Here is a 23,146-nt window from a genome sequence, read left to right as displayed (position 1 = left end):
CTCAGCCTTCAGTTCTTATCGTTTTCGAGGCCACCTATATGTTTGCTTTCGCTACGGCCTAGTAATTCGCCATGGCTTTGTTGCATAGCACTGATAGGCATGTAAATCACAATGAACTTACGCAGCTAATTTAAATTTAGCCATACCAATATCAGTAAATTTGTTCAGTAAGTAGCACTTAATTAACAGCTCTTTTTCACGATTTACCTCTGATTTATTTTTCAAGCCAAACCCAAATATTTGCTTCAACCTATAGAAAAAGACTTCAATATAAGACCGTGCTCCATACTTAACTTTTTTCTTCCATTCATTAATACCATCTTCATAATTCTCATATGACCTAATTCTACTAATATACTTGTTTCTTTCTGATAAGTAGTCAGCTAAACAAATTTTAGTATCCTTCCTAGGGCGAATAATAGGCACAATATTGTATTTTCTGCATTCTTTATACACACTTTTTATATCATAAGCCGCATCTGCTCGAATAGAACAAATGTTATATTTATCACTGACTTCTTCTAACATATCGCAGACCGGCAAATAGTCTACAGCAACACCACTAGTGTAGTTCATGCTTATTGCTTTCTTATCATTTATGTTTAAAATAACATGTAATTTTCTTACTTGACCATAACCACTGTATTTTCTTTTTCGAATATTAAGCTTACTATGCCCACCGTTATTATTGTAGATACTAACTCTAGTGCTATCTACAGCAATTTCAACATTTTCCAGATCATCTTTATTGCTTCTATGGTCATCAATCTTCAAATTAAGCTTTTTAAATCTTCTGGAAGCTTGTGTATAGCTGATAATCTTAAGTTTTTTGCCTATTTGTACCATATAACCTTTTACAAAACCTACAGCTTGTCTCAAGCCAATTCTAAAAAGATGAACTATTATGTGTATTAAAATTACAACTTTATCACTATAAGTGTTATTGCCACCTGCAACTTTTGGACTATTTTCATACCAATTTTCTATGGCTTGATTAACAAAATGAAAAACATTTCCTCTTTTTTTTAGAAACTCATTATATTCTCTTTGGTTACTTACTCTCATTTTTTGTGGCATAAGTTATACTTGTTTGAAAAATGCCTATTTTACAACAAAATGCGTTAGTAACCATAAGCTTTTCTCCTTACAATAACCTCAACCAACACTAGCTATGCAACAAAGCCATTCGCCATTATCCTATGATAACGTTGTCGGTAGGCTTCAACATTTTGCTTTCCCTCCACATTGCTACCCTAGCTACAGGACTTCGACTTTTATCCTGGTGGGTCTACCTCCCGCTGAACATACTTGCCTTCTCTGGACACACAGCCAATTACGTGAATTGAAGTTTAAGAGATTATGCAGAAATTAAGGTGAAAAACTTACTTGTCATAGCAAGTTTACATTTTCATAGAGAATTTTTATCACATGTCAAAAAATATATTGACTTAAATGCTTTTGTATTTTCTAATACTAAATTTATAATATTGGAAGGCAAGATGAGTTTAGATTCTGAATTAATTGAAGCGGTAGGGCTGGGAAATTTCGATAGAGTAAAATACCTTATAACTAAAGGAGCTAATGTTAATGCTATGGACGAAGACCATAAGACTCCTTTATTTTTTACTGCTAGAAATAATATAAGTAATGATATAAGTATCGCAAAATATCTTATAGAAAAAGGAGCTGATATTAATGCTAAAGACAATACTGGTTCAACCGTTCTACACTTTGTTATTTACTGGAATAAACTAGAATTAATGAAATACCTCATAGAAAAAGGAGCTGATATTAATACTCAGGATAAGGACAAATGGGCACCTTTACATAAGGCTTCTTCTTGGGGCAAATATGATATGGTAAAGCTCCTTGTAGAACATGGTGCGGATATTGGAGCTATAAATACGGGCGGCAAAGTGCCCTTGAATCTAGCTAGTGAAAAAGGTCATACAGGTATAGTAAATTTTCTAACGCAAGCAAAACTAGACCAAGAACTGATAACTGCAGCTGCGGAAGGAAATCTCCAAGTAGTTGAAAGTCTTATTAGACAAGGTGCTAATATTGAAGCCACAGACGAGGGTAATCGTACAGCTTTGCATGAAGCTGCTCTCTATGGTAAACTAGATGTAGTAAAGCTCCTTGTTGAACACGAGGCCAACATTGAAGCTAAAGATAATGATAATAACACACCTTTAGACCTAGCTCGTGAAAGAGGTCACACAGATATAGTAAATTTTTTATCGAAAGAAGAAAATTTAAACCAAGAATTATTAACTGCTGCAGCACAGGGAGATCTTGATAAAGTTACAAATCTTATTGAGCGAGGTGCTGAGGTTGAAGCTAAAGATAAAGATAATAAGACACCTCTACACTTAGCTGTTGAGGGAGGTCATAAAGGTGTAGTAGAGTTTCTTCTTAGTAAGAAAGCTAACATTGAAGCTACAGAAAATTATGGATGGACGCCATTACACTATGCTGCATGGAAAGGTTACTTAGAAATTGCTCAGCTTCTTATTTATCGAGGTGCTAAAGTTGATGCTAAGTCTAATCCTGATAATGATAGTAAAGAACCTATACATGTTGCTGCTGCATACGGCAAAAAAGATGTTGTAGAATCTTTACTTGATAGTGGTGCAAATATTAATGTTACAACCAAGAGTGGTTTGACACCACTACACTATGCTGCACGGGAAGGTTACTTAAAAATTGCTCAGCTTCTTCTTGATAAGGGAGCTAACATTGAAGCTACAGAAGATTATGGATGGACACCATTACACTATGCTGCATGGAAAGGTCATCAAGAGGTTGCTCAGCTTCTTATTTATCGAGGTGCTAAGGTGAGAGCAAAAAGTCGAAAAGGGCAAACACCTTTAGATATAGCTTATAATTATGATAATAATTTTTTTCCAGAAGTAATAAAACTCTTCGTAGAAAAATTAGCTAAATTAGATGAAGTAACACCTTTGCATTCGGCTGTTAAATATGGCTCATCAAAAGTAGTGGAACTTTTTATAAACGATACCGTTAACGCTCAAGAAGAGAACCATGGTTGGACTCCTTTACATTTTGCTGCTCAAGAAAATAAAGAGAACATAGCTGGACTTCTTGTAGGCAAAGGTGCTAATGTTAGTGCTATAAACTATAGAGGTTGGACTCCTTTACATGAGGCTGCAAGTAAAAACAGTCTCAATGTAACTCGGCTTCTTGTAGACAAAGGAGCTGTTGTTAACGCTAGAAATCGTAAGGATTGGACTCCTTTGCATGAAGCTGCTAAAAAGGGTAACTCTGATATAGTTGATTTTCTTATCAAAACTAATGGCACTGACATTGAAGCTAGAAGTAGTAATCGCAAAGACACTCCGTTACATGTAGCTGCTGGAGAAGGTAAGCTCGAAGTAGTTAAATTGCTTGTAAACAACACAGCTGATGTTAATGCTAAAAATAAATATGGCAAAAAACCATTGGATATTGCTAAGGACAAAAATCACACAGATGTTATTAATTTTTTAACACCAAAAACCTCTCGTAAACGTCGTGATGTGTCAAATGAGCAAGAATTTTCAGCTGCAAGTGGTTCAGCTAGGTCAATTTCATGGATAAATGATTATATTTCTTGGATTCAAGATTTTGCAAGTAGGTTTATAGATAATGATTTTCTTAAAAAGGTTCAATCATTACCTGCAAATAACCTTGCTCGTGGATCTTATGCAATAAGTTATCCATTGCAAAATCAAAAGAGTAGCTTCATGAGGCGTGTTAAGCGTTCTGATTATAATGAAGAATTACATGAGGCTTCAATTGAAGGAAGATTAGATAGAGTAATGAATGCCATAAAAAATGGCGCTAATGTTAATTCTAAATACAGCAGTGGTAGAACAGCTTTACACCTTGCAATTCAGTTTCCTAATCTAAATATAGTAAAATACCTTGTGGAAAACAAAGCTGATGTTAATGCTCAAGACGAGAGTCGCTGGACTCCTTTGCATAGCGCTGCTTTTATGGATCAATTAGGTATGGTAGAGTATCTACTTACAAGGAGAGCTACTAATATTAACGCTAAAGATATTCGTGGTCACACACCTTTGCATTTTGCTATATCTAAAGGATACTCAAATATAGTTAATTACCTTATTAATAACAAAGCTGATATCAACGCTAAAGACAATGATGGTCAGACATCTCTGCACTTTGCTGCATCCGAAAAGAGCTTGGAAATGGTTGAGTATTTTATTAACAAAGGGGTTGATATTAATGCTAGAAACAAGTCTGATGAGACGCCTTTACATATGGCTGCTTTTTACTCTGGTGAATTAGAGATAGTAAGGTACCTCGTGAAATAGGGAGCTGATATAAAAGCTCAAGAAAAAAACAGTAAAACGCCTTTAGACTTAGCTCACGAAAGAAATCACAAAGAAATAGTAAATTTTCTAACGCAAGCAAAATTAGACCAAGAACTGATAACTGCAGCTACGGAAGGAAATCTCCAAATAGTTGAAAGTCTTATTAGACAAGGTGCCAATATTAAAGCCATAAATAAGGATAATAAAACACCTTTGCACTTAGCTGCTCAAGGAGGTTATAGAAGTGTAGTGAAGCTCCTTCTTGACAATCGAGCTAGCATTGAAGCCACAGACAAAAACGATTGGACACCCTTACATGAAGCTGCCTTCTATGGTAAACTAGATGTGGTAAAGCTCCTTGTTGAACACGAGGCCAACATTGAAGCTAAAGATAAAGATAATAAAACACCTTTAGACCTAGCTCGTGAAAAAGGTCATACAGATATAGTAAATTTTTTATCGAGAGAAGAAAATTTAAACCAAGAATTATTAACTGCTGCAGCACAGGGAGATCTTGATAAAGTTACAAATCTTATTGAGCAAGGTGCTGAGGTTGAAGCTAAAGATAAAGATAATAAGACACCTCTACACTTAGCTGCTGAGGGAGGTTACAAAATTGTAGTAGATTTTCTTCTTAGCAATGGGGCTAACATTGAAGCTAAAGACAATAAAGATGGGTGGACACCACTCCACTATGCTGTAATGAAAGGTCACTCAGAAATTGTTCAGCTTCTTCTTGATCGAGGTGCTAATATTAATTCTAAAGCGTATAATGGTAGAGAGCCTATACATGCCGCTGTTCAATTTAATCAAGCACATCTTGTAAAATTTTTCCTGAAAAAAGGCGTAAATATTAATGTTAAAACGAATGAAGGTTGGACACCTTTAATGAGGCTGCAATTCATGGTTGGTCAGACATAGCTGGGATTCTTATTGACAATGGTGCTAACGTAAGAGCTAAAAACAAAGGTAACAAAACACCTTTAGATTTAGCTGATGAATATAATAATACGGAAATAATAAAACTCCTTGTAAGAAAATCAGCTGAATTAGATGAAGTAACACCTTTACATTGGGCTGTGAAACACCGCTCATTAAAAATAGTTAACCTTTTCATAGAAGATGATGTTAACGCTAAAGAAGAAAACCATGGTTGGACTCCTTTACATTTTGCTGCTCAAGAAAACAAAAAAGACATAGCTGAGCTTCTCATTGCAAGAAACGCTACTGTTGATGCTAGAAACTATAGAGGTTGGACACCTTTACATGAGGCTGCAAGTAAAGGCAAGCTAGACGTAGCTAAGCTTTTTGTAAAAGAAAGAGCTAATGTTAATGCTAGAAATAATAAAGGTTGGACTCCTTTGCATGAAGCTGCTAAAAAGGGTAACTCTGATATAGTTGATTTTCTTATCAAAACTAATGGTACTGATATTGAAGCTCAAAGTCGTAATGGCTTTGTTGCATAGCACTGATAGGCATGTAAATCACAATGAACTTACGCAGCTAATTTAAATTTAGCCATACCAATATCAGTAAATTTGTTCAGTAAGTAGCACTTAATTAACAGCTCTTTTTCACGATTTACCTCTGATTTATTTTTCAAGCCAAACCCAAATATTTGCTTCAACCTATAGAAAAAGACTTCAATATAAGACCGTGCTCCATACTTAACTTTTTTCTTCCATTCATTAATACCATCTTCATAATTCTCATATGACCTAATTCTACTAATATACTTGTTTCTTTCTGATAAGTAGTCAGCTAAACAAATTTTAGTATCCTTCCTAGGGCGAATAATAGGCACAATATTGTATTTTCTGCATTCTTTATACACACTTTTTATATCATAAGCCGCATCTGCTCGAATAGAACAAATGTTATATTTATCACTGACTTCTTCTAACATATCGCAGACCGGCAAATAGTCTACAGCAACACCACTAGTGTAGTTCATGCTTATTGCTTTCTTATCATTTATGTTTAAAATAACATGTAATTTTCTTACTTGACCATAACCACTGTATTTTCTTTTTCGAATATTAAGCTTACTATGCCCACCGTTATTATTGTAGATACTAACTCTAGTGCTATCTACGGCAATTTCAACATTTTCCAGATCATCTTTATTGCTTCTATGGTCATCAATCTTCAAATTAAGCTTTTTAAATCTTCTGGAAGCTTGTGTATAGCTGATAATCTTAAGTTTTTTGCCTATTTGTACCATATAACCTTTTACAAAACCTACAGCTTGTCTCAAGCCAATTCTAAAAAGATGAACTATTATGTGTATTAAAATTACAACTTTATCACTATAAGTGTTATTGCCACCTGCAACTTTTGGACTATTTTCATACCAATTTTCTATGGCTTGATTAACAAAATGAAAAACATTTCCTCTTTTTTTTAGAAACTCATTATATTCTCTTTGGTTACTTACTCTCATTTTTTGTGGCATAAGTTATACTTGTTTGAAAAATGCCTATTTTACAACAAAATGCGTTAGTAACCATAAGCTTTTCTCCTTACAATAACCTCAACCAACACTAGCTATGCAACAAAGCCTTCCTGATTTGAAGGAAAAAAGCAAACTGCTAACTAGCTATAAAGGTGTTGGACGGAAAACCGCAAGTATCCTACTCATAGAGGTACCTGAACTTGGCAGGTTAGATAATAAGGAAATAGCTTGTCTAGTTGGAGTTGCACCAAAAACTAGTGAAAGCGGAAGGAAAGTAAGCAAGGCCCAAGTCATAGGTGGCAGATTTTATGCTCGAAAAGCATTATACATGTCTGCTGTGGTTGCAATGCGTCATAATAAAAAAATGAAAGTATTTTACCAGCGTTTAGTTGACTCCGGCAAAGCCGCTAAAGTTGCTTTAGTTGCTGTAATGAGAAAAATCATCATTTGTTTAAATGCTATGATAAAAAACAATAATTTTTATCTTGATGTTTAAGACGGTAGATGCCAGTGTCTGGGCATTGGAATAACAAAAAGAGGGCAGGGCCCTCCTTGTATATTAGATATAGGCTGAGTTATGATCGTGATAAATGTGATCGCTTGCGCAGTCGAACATTTTCACAAAACCATTCTCTAGATAGAGATTATATTCATGATGTTGATCTAATAACTCAAAGTTATCTTGTGTTTCTAAGCTGAAGTGACTTGAATCTGATAGCAATTCGTAATTTGGATTATCTATTTTACTAATGCTGCTTATTACTTTGCCATTACCATTTGATATAGCCAAACTATAACTATCACCATCCTTCATTATTTTGATGGATACCTTATCTTCAGGTAACACTATAAGCTTTTTCGTGTCACTATCGTGAATTAGAAATTTGCCATCTTTAAAGTAATACTTGTCTTCCGGCAAAGCACCAATCTTATAATCCGATGTATGCAGTTTGTTCCAAAAATCTAACACAGATTGCTTATCTGCTCCTTCTGCTCTATTATACAAGGCTTTCACATCATTATAATCTATGATTACATTTGCCTTATGCTTTCCTTCTACATCTCTATCATAGCTCTTTTCTATTTTCAAGATTGTGTCTTTCAACACTACCTGCTCTTTCTCCTCCACTGAAGCTGACCTTTTTGCCCTTGTTGGAATTTGTGGTTGATCAGACTGTATTTCACTATTGTCGTTTGATACAGTTCTCTCTTCAGCAACAACATTAGTAGTACTATGAACTTCTGTCTTAGTTTCACTTACTTGCCCTTTTGGACTTTCGGTTTGTTTCTCTTTTGTGAATATTCTCTGATAGTCCGTGTAGCCTCTGTTAGTATCGCCGATATCGCCACTGCCTTGATCGAAAGTTATTTTTTTGCTTCCATTTCCCATATTCTCAATTTCAACTTGAGGAGAAACAGATGCGAGGAAATCATTATAGCTGTAGTTATAATCAGCAGAAAAGAATATTTTTCCTTTGAAGTTATGGAAATTATTAGATAACATTCCAATTTCTTCATCAGTATCACCATCAAATAGTTTTACTTTAGTGAAATATGTTTGATCTTTTATTCTAACTATTTGACCACTCGAGCTTCTTTGTATCTGATAATCATTTGGATCATGTTTAATTGTAAAAAGTTTACCAGGGGCATATTTTTCTAAGTTTATAAGGCCCACATTTATATGTTTATGAGAATAATCTCTCTTTTCATATTCATGTGCAAATACTGGGTCAATATATTTGTATTCGTCTGGTATGCTACTGTATTCTCTTCCTTCAGAATCAGATGGTGCTAATTTATATTGTCCATCTTTTTCCACCAATTTTAGGTGAGTAACATTGCCTGGCAATTGAAACCTTACGTTTTTTCCATGATCATGAATGAACAAGTTACTTTCATTTATAACTTCACCTCTTTCATTTTTCATCTCTTCAGTGATATAGAAGCCCATATTTTTGAATGCATGTAGATTTTCGCCTCCTTGCTTTACAACCGCTTCGTATACATCGTCGTCTGTTCTATCAGTCCCTTTATCATCCAATAATGTTCCTTTTTCTACGATTACGCCGCTTTCTCTTTGCTCATCAGAATATTGAGCATGCTTTGAATCCTGATGATTTAGAATTTTGGTCCCTCTAAGAAGCAGAGAATCTAAATCTTTTTGAATGTGTCCAGTGCTAGGATGCAACAATTCATTTTCATGTAAATGTGCTTCATCAAAGTATTCATCACGTTCAACTGTTCTGCCATCTATCAGAGAAGCTTTATAATGACCATTTTCTTTTGTAATAGCTATATAAGCACCACCGTCATATTGAGTATTCAAGTTGTGCAATATGTCCTCAAAAACAAAAGTTTCTTTAGTTTGACCTTCAACTTGCTTAAAAAAGCCCGATTCGCTCGACAACTCTCCAAGCTTTGTATTCCCATCATATATAGATAGTGCACCCATATCTCCGTGACCAAGAGCTTTGATAGAGAAAACTTTACCTTCTTGTAGATTAATATGAGCACCTCTGATTAGGTTTGGATCGATATTAACCATCTCTTCTAACATCTTTTTTACGTCAATGTTCTGAGTTTCTTTTACTTGTTTCAAGCCAGCGTTTATGGTTTTATCAAGCAAATCATCTTTCAGTTGTGTATATTTGTCCTGTGTAGCATTATATAATCTCTTATCTTCATTATGATAATTAGTGCTGGCTGAATTGCATTTTTCTACAAATTTCTCATAAGAGATCTCTCCTCTTTTGTATTGCTCGTATGCATCATGACGCTGTGTTTCTTCCTGTTCACGCAGGCTTTTCAACACATCATTATATTTTATATCCTTCTGCTTATCTAAGTCTTCTTTCCCATCATAGTAAGATTTTCTAAGATCTTCACCATGTTTTGATAATATCCTCAAAGCTTGCATTTTATACTCTTGACTGTTTTGATATTCATTACCTTGTTGATCAGAGTAAGTCAGCTTAACCTGCCCATCAGTAGTTTTTACTGCCTTTAAGAAATGATATTCCTTTGATATATCGAGGGTATCATTTGTTGCCCTATTAACAGCACGAGCATAATCGTAAAATGACACATGCTCTACAGCAGAGAAACTTCCAACGTTTTCTCCATCTATTTTTTCTATATTTGCTTTATAATACGATACATCTTTAATTTCTCCACCCACTATTTCTTGACCAGTTGCTATAAAATCTCCTTTTGTAACTTGCAAAGCGTTGAGATGTTCCATTGCAGTTTCTGTATCATTCTCAGCAAGCCAACTTTTGAAGTCAGCATCATGTCCTTTTATGTCTTTCAAGAAACTTTTTGATTCATCTGAGTTACCTTGACATAAAGCATCTAGGTAGTCTCTTAATAAACTAGGATCTTTTTCCTGTAAGTACATTATCAACGCATGACCAGTTTTATACACTAAACTGTTTTCTTCACCATTGGCTGAGTATTGTAAATTTAAAATTCCACCTAGATCCAAATTTGCGGATTCAGTTTTATCAATGCTTGACCCTTGAGCATTGAACTTGTGATCTGAATGATGTTCAAAGTAATCTGCAATTCCCTCCATTAATACTGTAGGTAGAGATTTTCCTCCTGTAGCCAAGTAAGTTAAACCATGTGCAAATTCATGCTGAAGGTTATGAACGCCACCTTGCTGATAGACATACATCTCAGCAAAAATATCAGCTTCTCCTTTGTAGTAACATTTACCACCTTCATCTCCAAGGTAAGAACCAAAACGTTCGCTTCCACCAAGGTGAGTGTAATCAGCCTTATCATCAAACACATAAATTTTGAATGTTTGTTCTGAGCTACCAGGCTCCAGCTTAAATGCATCTTTAAAATTAGTAGCTGTTTCTCTTATCTCACTTTCAATGTGAGCAACTTTACTTGCTCTTAAATTATGAGAATAAACTTCTACTTTAATATTTAAATCTTTAACTTCTATGATATGCTTGTTGTTAAAATATTCATCTTTAGATATATTTTTATTTACTTGTCGATTGATTGTCATTACTTTAACCCCTAATTTATTAGTCTTTACAATATCAAGCATAAAGTGACTCATCTGAAAAAAACGTAAATTCTCATATTGGTATAATTTATATCTTAATAAAAAAGTATAGATAGTTAACTTAATATGTAACATTTAGAATGTGGCTAAAATTCTATAGCTAACCTTAGGTGGCTGCTAACAAGTAACGGAATTATAAATATTAAGAAATTTATCAATTTTAAAAAAGGCAAAAAAATCCCTATGTAGCGAGTTTTGACCCTATAACAATGTAAATTGGCGTTGTAATAATGTGCTAACAAGCGCGATTTGGCTGAATGTAGAAAAAATAAAAAAGACATGCAGCCGCTATAATTTTTATGTAATTTGCCAATAAATATCTGAGTTTTTTACTGAATTTTTGTTGTTGAACCCGCGAGGATCAAAAATAAGGATAAGTACTCTGATTGGTATGATAAGGAAAGTGGGAAGGTTTGTCAAGGAGTTTCATTCAGCAAGAAGTCTAAAAGCAAATTGACTTTCATTTCACTGAAGCACTATACTAAGGTTAAGATGGGTAATTAGCTCAGTTGGTAGAGCACTTGCTTGACGTGCAAGGGGTCGCTGGTTCGAGCCCAGTGTTACCCACGTTTTTTTGCTCATAAAAAGATTTTATATGACAGCAGTGCACAATGGCAAACACTCAATAGCAGAGTCCAAGCGCTTAATTTATTCCATAATAATAGTTGCAATAACAATGCTTATGGAGATAGTAGGTGGAGTAATTTCACACTCGCTTGCTCTGTTATCAGATGCAGGGCATATGCTCACTGATCTTTTTGCCTTGATTTTAAGCTGGGTAGCGCACAAATTTTCAGCTAAGAAATCTGATTTACAGAGGTCATATGGGTATCACAGATTGCAGATAATTGCAGCATTTGTTAATGGTTTAACTCTATTTTTCATTGCAGCAGTCATTATCATTGAATCAATAAAGAGATTCATTTGTCCGGTCAATGTTGAATGGAAAGTAATGCTAATAATTGCCACACTTGGCCTGATCTCTAACATTATAGTCTTTTTTATATTACATAGTAAATGCGAAAGTAATATAAACATAAAAAGTGCTGTATTGCATGTTATCGGAGATATTTTAGGTTCTGTAGCTGCTATACTTGCATCCATAATTATCATGTTTACCGGATGGCAAATAGTGGACCCTATTTTGTCAGTATTTGTCAGTGTAATAATCTTAAACAGTGGCTATAAAATTCTCAAGAATTCTTGCCATATACTCCTTGAAGGTACACCTGAGAGTGTATCTGTTGAGGAGATAAAAAGTGAGATTGTATCTAAGTTACCTGAAGTGATAGATGTGCATCATATACATGCATGGTCACTATCTGATAATTATTTTATACTTACTATGCATGCCAAGATAAAGCAAAATGGACAACACACTAATATTTTGTATGAGATAAAAAAAATACTATTAAATAGGTTCGAAATTGCGCACTCTACAGTTGAAATTGAATACGATGAGTGCGTAGACAGTAAAATACTTAAGCATTGACATCTATAGGCTATTTGTTATTACTACAATATCATAATATTATAGAGAGTAGGCTATGATAGGTGTTTCCCAAATACAATTTCCTGGAAAGGATTCTTACAGATTAAAGACAGCAAGTTACTTCGCAGCTTTTGTTTCTTTAAGCATTTTAGTTAATCCTGCCAATGTCTTTTTATCTTTTGCCACATTGTTTTTTAGATCTGAAATAAAAACTTTTTACGTTTATAAAGACATAAAAGCTGCAAAGCAGGAAAAAATAAGTAAAAAGGAATATTGGGAAATATTTTTTAAGGATAATAAAATTAAGATAGAATCTTTCCTTTTATTTTTTGCCTCTATAACATATATAACTTTTACAACTACTTTCCTGCTTGTTTCGTTACTTGCAACAATACCACTTGCAATGATTTTAATTCTATTACAAAGTGAATTAAGGCCAAAGGATTTTAATCCATTTACGTTACTCAAAGCTGCTATTAGTTTCTTTTTAGAAGGCATAAAAGAAAACTCACGTGGGCTAGTCAATAGCTTTGATATTAAGCTTGAACATTTACTACCCCATCAATTAAATAATGATATCATTAAAAATATTGACAAATTAAAAGATAAATATACTGAACAAGTATCTGAAGACACTATTAATAATGAGGGATTTAAAGAGTTTATTGAATATATAAATCACTTACATATGCTTGATGGCCAACCATTTAGTAATGAGAATAAGGGAAAATTAGTAATGTTTTTGCAAGATTTTTGCAAAGGTAATGAGAAACATAGCTCTGGTTTCACTGGTGGACAAATTCTTCTGTTAGTTCTTAGAGCCTGCAATGATGGAGATAGAGAAGCTGTAAAAAATAAAAAAGACGCGTTGATTGCAAATTTACTAGATAGCCAAACTTTCTCTAGAAAAGAACGAATTCCTAACACATGTTTTACTGGTGTTATCTACAGAATGTTAAGTACATTAGAGGGTATTCATTCCGATCCAGAGATTAAATTTACACCACCTAGACAAATGCTCCTTACAGAAGCAGAAAATGAAGCACGTAAGTTTATGTTAGACAGGCTAAAAAATAAGAAGAACAGTAAAGAAATTCTTAGGGCTTGGCATAACGCCCAAAATAATTATGAAGATGATAAAAGTCAAAAAATAGTTGATGATTTTATTGCAGAAGTAAGTATTTCCTTAATGAGAAATTTACTGAGTTTTACTTCTCAATATAGTGAACAAATTGTGCTGACGTTAATGAAAAATATTAACTCTGTAAAGTTAAATAAATTAGAGCACTTTGCGCTGTCTCAGCACATAACAAATAAACTACAGGGGGATGGTTTAGACGATCAACTCGAAAACATCAAAGGAAAAGTCTTTTTGGAGCTTTTAAACCAAAATTTACTTAGAACAGATTTTTTTCTCAAGGACTCATCTTTAACTGAAGCTAAGAGAATAGCTAGCAAAATAATAAAAGAAGAAGTAAAAGAATTAAAATTGAAAGCCAAGAAGACTATTAAGGGTCAAGTGGCCAGAATGTTAGATAGTTTAAGAACGTTACCACTAGAGAAAAGGTGTTATAGGGTATACACGGAACTGAGTAAAAATAGCAGAGACGATAAAGAAGAAATAAAGAAAATTCTGCAAGAAAAGCTAGCAATAACAGAAGCAGTGATAAATAACATGTTAAAAAAAGAAGCTTCACACAGGCTAGAGATAGAGATTGAAGATATTTATAATCAAAATAAGCGCAATGTAACCACACTTTATGAAAAAATACAAGAAGTGAAGCAAAGATTCATTGAAGATGAATTTTTAATACCTCAAGAAGTAGAGAGTATAACAAGAGTAAAAATTACAATCTTAAATAAAGAAGATAAAATAATACCATCAAGCAGTTTATCTCGTAGTTTAAGTGTCAGTGATTTAACATCTCATTGCTTATAGAAACTTATGCTCTCTGCCTTGCAGAAGATTTGCAATATTTTTGTAATGCTTCAAGAAAATTAATATCGCTACAGTGAGTAGTATAAGGAATAACTCCTTTTGAAAAAAGAAAGATGCTATAACAGCTGCTGCATTAGCAGCCAAGGAAGCAAGAGAGGAGTACCGAAAGATAAAAAATACTATTAGCCAGACAAATACAAATGCTAATGCTAATGCTATAGAAATGTTAAGTGCTACTAAAACTCCCAAAGTTGTTGCAACCCCCTTTCCTCCATTGAACCTTAGCCAAATAGGAAACATATGCCCTAGAACTGCTAAAATTGCAGATACATATATATAAAAATCGTTATTATCACAAAATTGTTGTGCTGTATAAACCCCGACAAATCCTTTCAAAGAGTCTAAAAATAATGCGAGGACAGCAAGTCTCTTATTTCCTGTTCTTGCAACATTTGTAGCACCAATGTTTCCTGAACCTACTTCTCTTAAATTTATACCATTTATTTTTGCAATAATTAAGCTAAACGGTATTGAACCTAATATGTAAGATAATACAAAGACTACAAATATCTCTATCATAGCAGAAATCTAGCTAATTTTGTTATTCCTTAGCCTTTTTAGATAACATTGGACTTCATTGTTAATCTGATTGCTAAACAGTATAAGTGCTGTCATATTGATGAGTGCTAAACAAGAGAATAAAGCCCCACCAATATTAGCAATAGCCATTATATCTTTAGACAAACCTGACAAAAATGCAACTACCACCACCGCTATACGATATATTACTACACTTTTTACACCAAACAAATACAGCCATCCCATTTCACAACAATATACAAATGAAATTACTGAGGAAAACGCAAACAAAGGCGCAGCGATGGTTAAAAGTATAGGAAACCAAGAAGAAACTGTTTCAAATGCTTTTTGGGTGATCAATATTCCCTCGCCAATGCCAGTCTGGTATGCGCCTGTTATTACTATTGTTATTCCTGTCAAACAACAAATTAACATTGTATCAAAGCATGGTTCTATCATAGCAACTAGACCAGTCCTAACCGGCTCCTCATCTTTAGCTACAGCGTGAGTAATTGCAGCAGAACCAACACCTGCTTCACTGGCAAAAATTGCCCTTTGAATCCCAGCGACAAATGCTCCTACTACTCCACCACCAACAGCATTGAAGTCTATCATACTGGAAAACAATATTTTTAATGTATTGCTAAAATTGTGAATATTGAATGCAATAATCGTGAAACAACTCAAAATATATATGAGTGACATAATAGGCACCAGCGCAGAAGAGACTTTAGCTATTCTCCTGATTCCACCGATAATCACTAGAGCAAGTAATGTAGAAATTATGAAGGAAAGAACCCAAGGATGACTATCTATCCAGCTTGAATAGCCAGATAATATTGAAACCATTTGATTAGTCTGAAATGCTACACTTCCACCAAGACCTGACAATACAAAAAACACTGCATATATTGCAGCTATCACAATACCAAGCTTCTTAAATCCAAATTCCTCTAGTCCATTTCTTATATATTGAAAGGGACCACTGAATAACTGCTCCTGGCCTTCTGTTCTGTGTCTGAATGCTAAAGTTACTTCAGCAAACTTTGCAGACATACCAAAAAAGCCTGTGATCATCATCCAAGGTACCGCTCCTGGCCCTCCCATTGAAATTGCAATTGCAACACCAGCAACAGTTCCAAGACCTACTGTGCTTGATAGCGCGGTTACAAATGCCTGAAAATGCGTAATGTGACCATCATGATGATCTGTGTCATATTTTCCACATAAAATAGCGAACGCATGCTTAAACATCCTTATGTTGAGAAATCTAAAACGTAGTGTTAGAAATATATAACCAAAGGCCAATAAAAGAATTATAAATGGTACGTGAAAGATCTTGAAAAACAACACTTCATTCATGAAGTTGCTTACTCCATTTAATGCAGTGTCATAACTTTTATGAAAAACTGAAGCAGCGTATACATCATTAAATGGTAGGCAAAATAACACTATATAAAGCATTCTATAAATCATGTTTAATACCTTTTGTAATAAGAATCTATTGTATTTAAGACTTCCCTTCTCAGTAGATATATCGCAACAGCATTTGGAATCATAAGGCACATAAACAGGCTATCACCTAAATAAGATATAAATTCTATATTTTTTGATATACAGCTGATATACACTGAACCCACTATAAAAAACTGAAACAATATCAGTACTTTTTTGTTACCAAATAAGTACACTAGGGCAACTTCACAGTAGTAATAGTAAGCTATTATTGTGGAAAATGCAAAGGAAAACATTATCAGCGGAAGAGCTAGCTTGCTAAATAAAGGTAAGGCTGTTGAAAATGCTGAGCTAACTAACGTAATATCACCTACGGTATTAGTGATATGCATATCGGTGATAATTATCACAATACCAGTCAAAAATGAGACTAATATTGTGTCTACAAATGGTGCAATCATTGCAACACTTCCAACTTTAACTGGGTCTTTCTCTTTTACAATCGAATGTGCTATAGCTGCTGTTCCAGTACCTGCTTCATTAGCAAACACTGACCTTCTTACCCCTGCTATTAATCCACTCAATACTCCACCTCCTATAGCTGATTTGTTAAAGATATCTTGAAATATTATAGATAGAGCATTCAGTAGATTATTTCCGTTTACACAGATTAAATATATACACATGCCTATATATAACATTATCATGATCGGCCCTAAACCTGTTGCAACTAAAGCAATTCGCTTTATTCCTCCCAGTATTACAATTAATACAAATAGCGAGATAATAACAGATGTGTTGTATTCAAATAAGTTACTTGACAACGCTGCAATTTGATTTGCCTGAAATGGTATGCCGCCTAGAATCATTGCAACAAGCAGCATAACTGCGTAGATAAATGCAAGGAATTTGCCAGTCTTCATAAATCCAATCTTTGCAAGTCCATGTTCCATATAATAAAAAGCCCCACCAGTTGTGTTTTTAGAGCGATGAGTAAATGCAAGCACTACTTCAGCAAATTTTATTGACATGCCAAGTACTCCGGTAATTATCATCCAAAAAACTGCACTTGGCCCCCCTATTGTAATAGCTATTGCAACTCCTGATATTGTTCCAAGACCAACTGTTCCTGAAATTACCGTTGCAAATGCCTGAATGTGGGTGATTATGCCGTTATTATTATGGCTCTCTAGGTTGAATAGTGTTTGTACCCCATATTTGAACAACCTAAAGTTAATGAATTTGAATCGAATCGTACAAAAAACCCCAGTTGCAATTACCCAAATAATTATAAATGGTATGTTGAATATCTTTATATATAAAAAAGAGTTTAATAGATCAGTTGCTTTTACAATCATGCTGCTCACTACTTTTATATAGCTAATGAGTTTTATATGTGTAGTATATATAAAGTCCAGTGCTTATTGGAATAGTAAGTATATACAATGCGCCTAAAATTGGTAGTGTTATCCAGGGCTTGCTTATAAACAGTATGATCAATATTCCAAAAAACGACACAAATATATAGGATAGGCTTCTAGGAACATAAATGTACTTTGCAGAGAAAGTTGGAATATGACTTATCGAAAAAAATGAAATGGCCAAAAAGTAACAAGCTGTATTCTTTACGTTAAAAAATTGCTCTATAAGAAGTAAGTATTCACTCTCATGAGATTGAAAGGTAATAATTATTGGTAACAGAGCAAGTAAAGCGCATACAGGAGCTGGAAGGCCGGAAAAGAAAAATTTTTTCCAGTATAATTGCTCTAAATGTAGCGAAACATTGAATCTTGCAAGTCTTATTGATATGCAGATTACATATATCATTACTAAAATCCATCCTACAACTTTAATTTCATTTAACTTCCAAAAATATAAAAGAAAAGCAGGTGCTGAACCAAAATTTAGAAAATCTGCAAAAGAATCGAGTTGTGCTCCAAAATCGCTAGTTGATTTTAAAATTCTGGCTATCCTGCCGTCCATTCCATCTATTATTGCTGCAATGATAATAAAAATTGCTGAAAATTCCCATTGTTCATTAAATGTGAATTTAAGTGAAGTAAGGCCAGCACATAAACCTAATAAAGTTATAAAGTTTGGAAATAACTTGGTAATAGGTAAGGATTTACCGTTACTTTCATCGTTATTCATACAATGTCAAAGGTAAGCTTCTCTTGTTTATTTAAATCTGCTATAACTGTCTCACCGCCAATAACAGTTTGTCCTTCTGAAACTCTTACTTCTATACCAATAGGAATATAAATATTTACTCTGCTACCAAATCTTATAATTCCAAATCTTTCACCTGCTTTTACGCTCTGAGATGTCCTCAAATTACAAACAATGCGGCGTGCAATAAATCCAGCTATTTGTTCCACAATGATTTCTTTTCCCTTTTCATATTCAATCACAATAATCTGCTTTTCATTTTCATTACTGGATCTATTACTCATTGCAGAAACAAACTTGCCTTTCTTGTAGCTCATTTCCTTTATCGTACCAGATATTGGTATACGATTCACATGGACATTCAAAACGCTTAGAAATATGCTGACAAGTGTAAATTTCTTTTCTTCTTCATTCTCTTCTGATAAAGAGTAACTAACTTCTTCTATCTTTGAAATCACACCATCAGCGGGGCTTAATATAAAATCCTTATTGCTTGGTACAGCTCTTGCTGGATCACGAAAAAAATAGGTACATAATAACGTTGGAAATAAGCAAGTAATTCCAGCTCCCCAAGATATAGAGAATGCTATACATGTTACGATAAAGGAAACAACTATAAATAAATAACCTTCTCTGTTTATGTTAGGCAAACCAAAGCACATAACTTATTCTCAATAATTCATTATTAATAATTTATCATTTATAATTTCTCATGAAAAGCTTTTTTTTACTGTTTCACTTTTCGAATTATTATAGGCTTTGTTGCATAGCTAGTGTTGGTTGAGGTTATTGTAAGGAGAAAAGCTTATGGTTACTAACGCATTTTGTTGTAAAATAGGCATTTTTCAAACAAGTATAACTTATGCCACAAAAAATGAGAGTAAGTAACCAAAGAGAATATAATGAGTTTCTAAAAAAAAGAGGAAATGTTTTTCATTTTGTTAATCAAGCCATAGAAAATTGGTATGAAAATAGTCCAAAAGTTGCAGGTGGCAATAACACTTATAGTGATAAAGTTGTAATTTTAATACACATAATAGTTCATCTTTTTAGAATTGGCTTGAGACAAGCTGTAGGTTTTGTAAAAGGTTATATGGTACAAATAGGCAAAAAACTTAAGATTATCAGCTATACACAAGCTTCCAGAAGATTTAAAAAGCTTAATTTGAAGATTGATGACCATAGAAGCAATAAAGATGATCTGGAAAATGTTGAAATTGCTGTAGATAGCACTAGAGTTAGTATCTACAATAATAACGGTGGGCATAGTAAGCTTAATATTCGAAAAAGAAAATACAGTGGTTATGGTCAAGTAAGAAAATTACATGTTATTTTAAACATAAATGATAAGAAAGCAATAAGCATGAACTACACTAGTGGTGTTGCTGTAGACTATTTGCCGGTCTGCGATATGTTAGAAGAAGTCAGTGATAAATATAACATTTGTTCTATTCGAGCAGATGCGGCTTATGATATAAAAAGTGTGTATAAAGAATGCAGAAAATACAATATTGTGCCTATTATTCGCCCTAGGAAGGATACTAAAATTTGTTTAGCTGACTACTTATCAGAAAGAAACAAGTATATTAGTAGAATTAGGTCATATGAGAATTATGAAGATGGTATTAATGAATGGAAGAAAAAAGTTAAGTATGGAGCACGGTCTTATATTGAAGTCTTTTTCTATAGGTTGAAGCAAATATTTGGGTTTGGCTTGAAAAATAAATCAGAGGTAAATCGTGAAAAAGAGCTGTTAATTAAGTGCTACTTACTGAACAAATTTACTGATATTGGTATGGCTAAATTTAAATTAGCTGCGTAAGTTCATTGTGATTTACATGCCTATCAGTGCTATGCAACAAAGCCATTATTATATAAACATTTGCTTATAAAATCGCTGATAGATGTAAATTTTTTAATAAAAATTGAAGTTTTTTAACTATTATTAATATAATTTTAATAAAAACTTAATAATAATCCTTAATAATCTATGAATTAATATGTTCGCAATTTCGTATGACAGGGGAAATAGAAAAAGATGAATCTCCTTCCTTATACTCTGCAATTCGGATGGGTGATATTGAAGCTACAGAGCTACTAATAAAGTTTGGTGCAAACGTCAATGATAATTATGAACGTAATAGTACGCCACTGCATGTTGCTATCGGGTATAAGCAGTTTGAAATAGCGAAATTGCTGATAAATAACGGAGCAAACGTTAACGCAAAAACTGGAAATCATGGCAAAGATGACTTAACACCAATGCACCTTGCAATTTTTGCAAACACGCCAGAGTTTATAGAATTGCTAGCTAGCAATGGTGCGTTAATTAATGAAAGGGAAAGCACTGAAGGACATACACCTTTTCACCTTGCTGCTTTATATGGGAATAAAAGTGTAATACAAGCCTTAGTTGATAAGGGACAGGATATTGAAGATATTGATAATAATGGGCGGACAGCTTTATTTTTAGCTATTAGACAATGCACTGAAGCAAAGGATGATAGCAGAGTAGAAGTTATCGAGTATTTGATAAATAAACTCAAAGCAGATATAACGAAAAAAGATAATAATAACAACACAATACTTTTTCCTGCTGCTAATAATTGTCCTGGAAAAGTAGTGGAACTCATCATTAAACAATATATAGAAAGCTTTGGTAGAGATCGGTTGAAGAATTTTATCAACCACAAAAATAAAGCTGGAATGGATGCCTTGGATATTGCACTCAATAGTGGAAATGAAGAGGCCATTGAAGTACTTAGATCATATGGAGCAGACATTGAGAAGATAGAGGGTGAAAGTCGTCTATTTCGTACAGTAAAAGAAGGTAATATAGAAAAAATGAGGCTTCTTTTAGAGCAAGGAGCAAACGTTAATATAAAAAATGGAAAGGGGCTTACTCCTTTAGATATTGAGATGCGGGAAAACGATCAAGACATGGCTCGATTCCTAAGAGAGAATAAAGCAAAAACAAGTTTAGAGATAAAAGTTCAGTTAGCGGCATTAGTTACGCTAACTATTATAACTCTTGGTTTAGCACTAGTAGTGTATTTTGTTGTGAAAGGTATTCAAGAAATTGCTGCACAAAAAACAGGCAGTACTCTCAATAATGTAGAAAGTACAAAGATAGAACCTCCTATCAAGCAAAAATAAAGCTTTTTACAGGTAGTTGATAAGTTTCTTGCTTTATTTACATTCTTTCTATAGTATGATATATTAATGTTAGAATAGGGTATGTTTGCAGGTCAAAATAATAATCAACAGCAAAATAGAAATAGAGTACAGGCTTTAATAGAAAGAGTGCAAAATGCTTACAACAACACTAATAAAATTAAAAGATTCATTAATATAGTTTTATTAGTAAGTATGATTCCTTCATTTTTTCTTCTTGTACAGCTCTCTTTGTATTTATCATTAGTAAATTATTTTTTCAAACCAAGGGAAAATGAAAAAAGATTATCAGCGTGGCCAAAAAATGTTATTAGAATAACATTAAGCATTTTTTTAATTATACACATTATTAATTCCTGTGTGCTTTTGGTACTGCCTATATTGTGCTTATGGTTGCTAAACAAATCACTCATTGAAGAAATACAGCAGTTTAACGATTTAATACAACAAATTCCAGAGGAAGAAAGGCCTATTTTCTTTCAAGATTTAGCAGCCATTCCTTTTATGGCACAAACTACTCATGACCCAAGTGCAGTTGCTAGTATAAACTTGAGTGTTGATAGACTCATAGAAAAGTATAAAGAGAATTTAAGCAAAGATGAATTCTATGTACAGCTAAATAGAGGCAACACAACCGACATTGAAGAGTACATCAAACAGTCAAATGAATTTACAGAAGGCGATAAATCTCATGCACTTGAATGCTTAAGATTTATCAATAGAACAGGAGATAATTTTAAAGACAATCATAGTAAGTTAACACTAAAGCAAGCAGCTATTTTATGTTGGAAAGCCTGCAATGATAGAAATACAGGGACAGAAAATCAAAGAACTCCTTTGAATGATGAAGACATAAAAAACAGAAAAGATATGTTTTTAAAAGGTCTTGTAGACGCTGCAACAACTTACGGTAATCAAGGTCAAAGTTGTGCAGGTGGAACATACAATAAATTATTTGAGTCTTTATCTGGCTTACATCCATCAGTGGTTATTACACTCGATGGAGAAGAGGCTAGAGAAATGATAAAAGAAACGATCACACAAAAATTCCCTGAAATGGCCAGAGCCAATTTCACCAATTTCTCTGGAACAGAACAAGAAAGGATCCGTAGCGAGTTACCAGAGTTATCATCTGAAACAGTAAGGTATATTATGACTACGCATTCAGCTCTTGAGAGAAGGTGTCAAGAGTTCAGCAATAGATTAAACAATGATAAAAAGAATGAAATATTAGAAGAGTGTATGAGCAACTTATCCTATGTTAAATTGGAAAATCTAAGTGGAAGGAAAAGGTAAATTGTATTTGATTGTAGCCATTTATCTTGAAATATGAAGCAGAGTTTTGTATGATTATTTGAACTTAAGTTTATGTATTGAAATAACATGTAAAACCACTTCGTGTAGGTGATGTATTATATTTTATCTACATGTCAAGGATCCTTCTTTCAACTTAAAGATG

Annotated in this window: 15 protein-coding genes, 1 tRNA gene and 2 pseudogenes; 10 read left to right on the top strand and 8 right to left on the bottom strand. The window is 33.6% G+C overall.

Annotated elements, in window-relative coordinates:
- Window positions 1-117 precede the first annotated feature (117 nt).
- Window positions 118-1,077 (bottom strand): IS5 family transposase, encoded by a 960-nt coding sequence (locus tag OPR58_RS03755; RefSeq protein ID WP_265022212.1) that lies wholly within the window; start codon window positions 1,075-1,077, stop codon window positions 118-120.
- 422 nt (window positions 1,078-1,499) lie between these two features.
- Between OPR58_RS03755 and OPR58_RS03750 the strand changes: the two genes are divergently transcribed.
- Genes OPR58_RS03750 through OPR58_RS03740 form a run of 3 tightly spaced genes read left to right on the top strand, consistent with a single transcriptional unit; the run spans window position 1,500 to window position 5,806 of the window.
- Window positions 1,500-4,340, top strand: a complete 2,841-nt coding sequence (locus OPR58_RS03750) for an ankyrin repeat domain-containing protein (protein ID WP_265023035.1) — start codon at window positions 1,500-1,502, stop codon at window positions 4,338-4,340.
- Between the two features lie 9 nt (window positions 4,341-4,349).
- Window positions 4,350-5,261 carry an ankyrin repeat domain-containing protein gene (locus OPR58_RS03745; protein WP_406846509.1) on the top strand — a complete coding sequence of 304 codons (912 nt, stop codon included), beginning with the start codon at window positions 4,350-4,352 and terminating at the stop codon, window positions 5,259-5,261.
- Window positions 5,216-5,806, top strand: a complete 591-nt coding sequence (locus OPR58_RS03740) for an ankyrin repeat domain-containing protein (RefSeq protein WP_265023033.1) — start codon at window positions 5,216-5,218, stop codon at window positions 5,804-5,806. The genes OPR58_RS03745 and OPR58_RS03740 overlap by 46 nt, the downstream gene beginning before the upstream one ends.
- Before the next feature lie 29 nt (window positions 5,807-5,835).
- Here OPR58_RS03740 and OPR58_RS03735 read toward each other — a convergent pair whose 3' ends face one another.
- Window positions 5,836-6,795: an IS5 family transposase gene (locus OPR58_RS03735; protein WP_265022212.1), complete on the bottom strand. Its 960-nt coding sequence runs from the start codon at window positions 6,793-6,795 to the stop codon at window positions 5,836-5,838.
- Window positions 6,796-6,904: 109 nt separating this feature from the next.
- Here OPR58_RS03735 and OPR58_RS03730 point away from each other — a divergent pair.
- Window positions 6,905-7,291: pseudogene (locus tag OPR58_RS03730) on the top strand (transposase); the annotation flags it as partial.
- A 63-nt stretch (window positions 7,292-7,354) separates the two neighbouring features.
- Here the strand turns inward: OPR58_RS03730 and OPR58_RS03725 are convergent.
- Window positions 7,355-10,819 carry a peptidase M2 gene (locus tag OPR58_RS03725; RefSeq protein ID WP_265023032.1) on the bottom strand — a complete coding sequence of 1,155 codons (3,465 nt, stop codon included), beginning with the start codon at window positions 10,817-10,819 and terminating at the stop codon, window positions 7,355-7,357.
- Window positions 10,820-11,373: 554 nt separating this feature from the next.
- On the opposite strand from OPR58_RS03725, the gene OPR58_RS03720 reads away from it, so the two are divergent.
- The 3 genes from OPR58_RS03720 to OPR58_RS03710 all read left to right on the top strand — a co-directional run bounded on the left by OPR58_RS03720 (window position 11,374) and on the right by OPR58_RS03710 (window position 14,310).
- Window positions 11,374-11,446: transfer RNA gene (locus tag OPR58_RS03720), tRNA-Val, on the top strand.
- A 28-nt stretch (window positions 11,447-11,474) separates the two neighbouring features.
- Window positions 11,475-12,371, top strand: a complete 897-nt coding sequence (locus OPR58_RS03715; RefSeq protein ID WP_265023031.1) for a cation diffusion facilitator family transporter — start codon at window positions 11,475-11,477, stop codon at window positions 12,369-12,371.
- 55 nt (window positions 12,372-12,426) lie between these two features.
- Window positions 12,427-14,310, top strand: a complete 1,884-nt coding sequence (locus OPR58_RS03710; RefSeq protein WP_265023030.1) for a hypothetical protein — start codon at window positions 12,427-12,429, stop codon at window positions 14,308-14,310.
- Here the strand turns inward: OPR58_RS03710 and plsY are convergent.
- From plsY to OPR58_RS03685, 5 genes are read right to left on the bottom strand one after another with little or no spacing between them, the layout of a single operon-like run.
- Window positions 14,305-14,889 (bottom strand): glycerol-3-phosphate 1-O-acyltransferase PlsY, encoded by a 585-nt coding sequence (gene plsY / locus OPR58_RS03705; RefSeq protein WP_406846505.1) that lies wholly within the window; start codon window positions 14,887-14,889, stop codon window positions 14,305-14,307. The genes OPR58_RS03710 and plsY overlap by 6 nt on opposite strands.
- Window positions 14,890-14,898: 9 nt before the next feature.
- On the bottom strand, window positions 14,899-16,365 hold the full coding sequence (locus OPR58_RS03700; protein WP_265023029.1) for an alanine/glycine:cation symporter family protein: 1,467 nt from the start codon (window positions 16,363-16,365) through the stop codon (window positions 14,899-14,901).
- A 2-nt stretch (window positions 16,366-16,367) separates the two neighbouring features.
- On the bottom strand, window positions 16,368-17,702 hold the full coding sequence (locus tag OPR58_RS03695; RefSeq protein ID WP_265023028.1) for an alanine/glycine:cation symporter family protein: 1,335 nt from the start codon (window positions 17,700-17,702) through the stop codon (window positions 16,368-16,370).
- A gap of 22 nt (window positions 17,703-17,724) precedes the next feature.
- Window positions 17,725-18,495, bottom strand: coding sequence for a CDP-alcohol phosphatidyltransferase family protein (locus OPR58_RS03690; RefSeq protein WP_265023027.1), 771 nt, complete (start codon window positions 18,493-18,495; stop codon window positions 17,725-17,727).
- Window positions 18,492-19,175 carry a phosphatidylserine decarboxylase gene (locus tag OPR58_RS03685; RefSeq protein WP_265023026.1) on the bottom strand — a complete coding sequence of 228 codons (684 nt, stop codon included), beginning with the start codon at window positions 19,173-19,175 and terminating at the stop codon, window positions 18,492-18,494. Before OPR58_RS03685 ends, OPR58_RS03690 begins: the two co-directional genes overlap by 4 nt.
- 200 nt (window positions 19,176-19,375) lie before the next feature.
- Here OPR58_RS03685 and OPR58_RS03680 point away from each other — a divergent pair, with 200 nt between their 5' ends.
- The 3 genes and pseudogenes from OPR58_RS03680 to OPR58_RS03670 all read left to right on the top strand — a co-directional run bounded on the left by OPR58_RS03680 (window position 19,376) and on the right by OPR58_RS03670 (window position 22,983).
- On the top strand, window positions 19,376-20,335 hold the full coding sequence (locus tag OPR58_RS03680; protein ID WP_265022212.1) for an IS5 family transposase: 960 nt from the start codon (window positions 19,376-19,378) through the stop codon (window positions 20,333-20,335).
- Window positions 20,336-20,529: 194 nt separating this feature from the next.
- Window positions 20,530-21,300 (top strand): annotated as a pseudogene (locus tag OPR58_RS03675) (ankyrin repeat domain-containing protein); the annotation flags it as partial.
- Between the two features lie 450 nt (window positions 21,301-21,750).
- Window positions 21,751-22,983, top strand: a complete 1,233-nt coding sequence (locus tag OPR58_RS03670; RefSeq protein ID WP_265023024.1) for a hypothetical protein — start codon at window positions 21,751-21,753, stop codon at window positions 22,981-22,983.
- Window positions 22,984-23,146 lie beyond the last annotated feature (163 nt).

It is taken from the genome of Wolbachia endosymbiont (group B) of Ischnura elegans (assembly GCF_947251585.1).
Lineage (GTDB): Bacteria > Pseudomonadota > Alphaproteobacteria > Rickettsiales > Anaplasmataceae > Wolbachia.
This window is presented reverse-complemented; position numbering and strand designations above follow the sequence as displayed.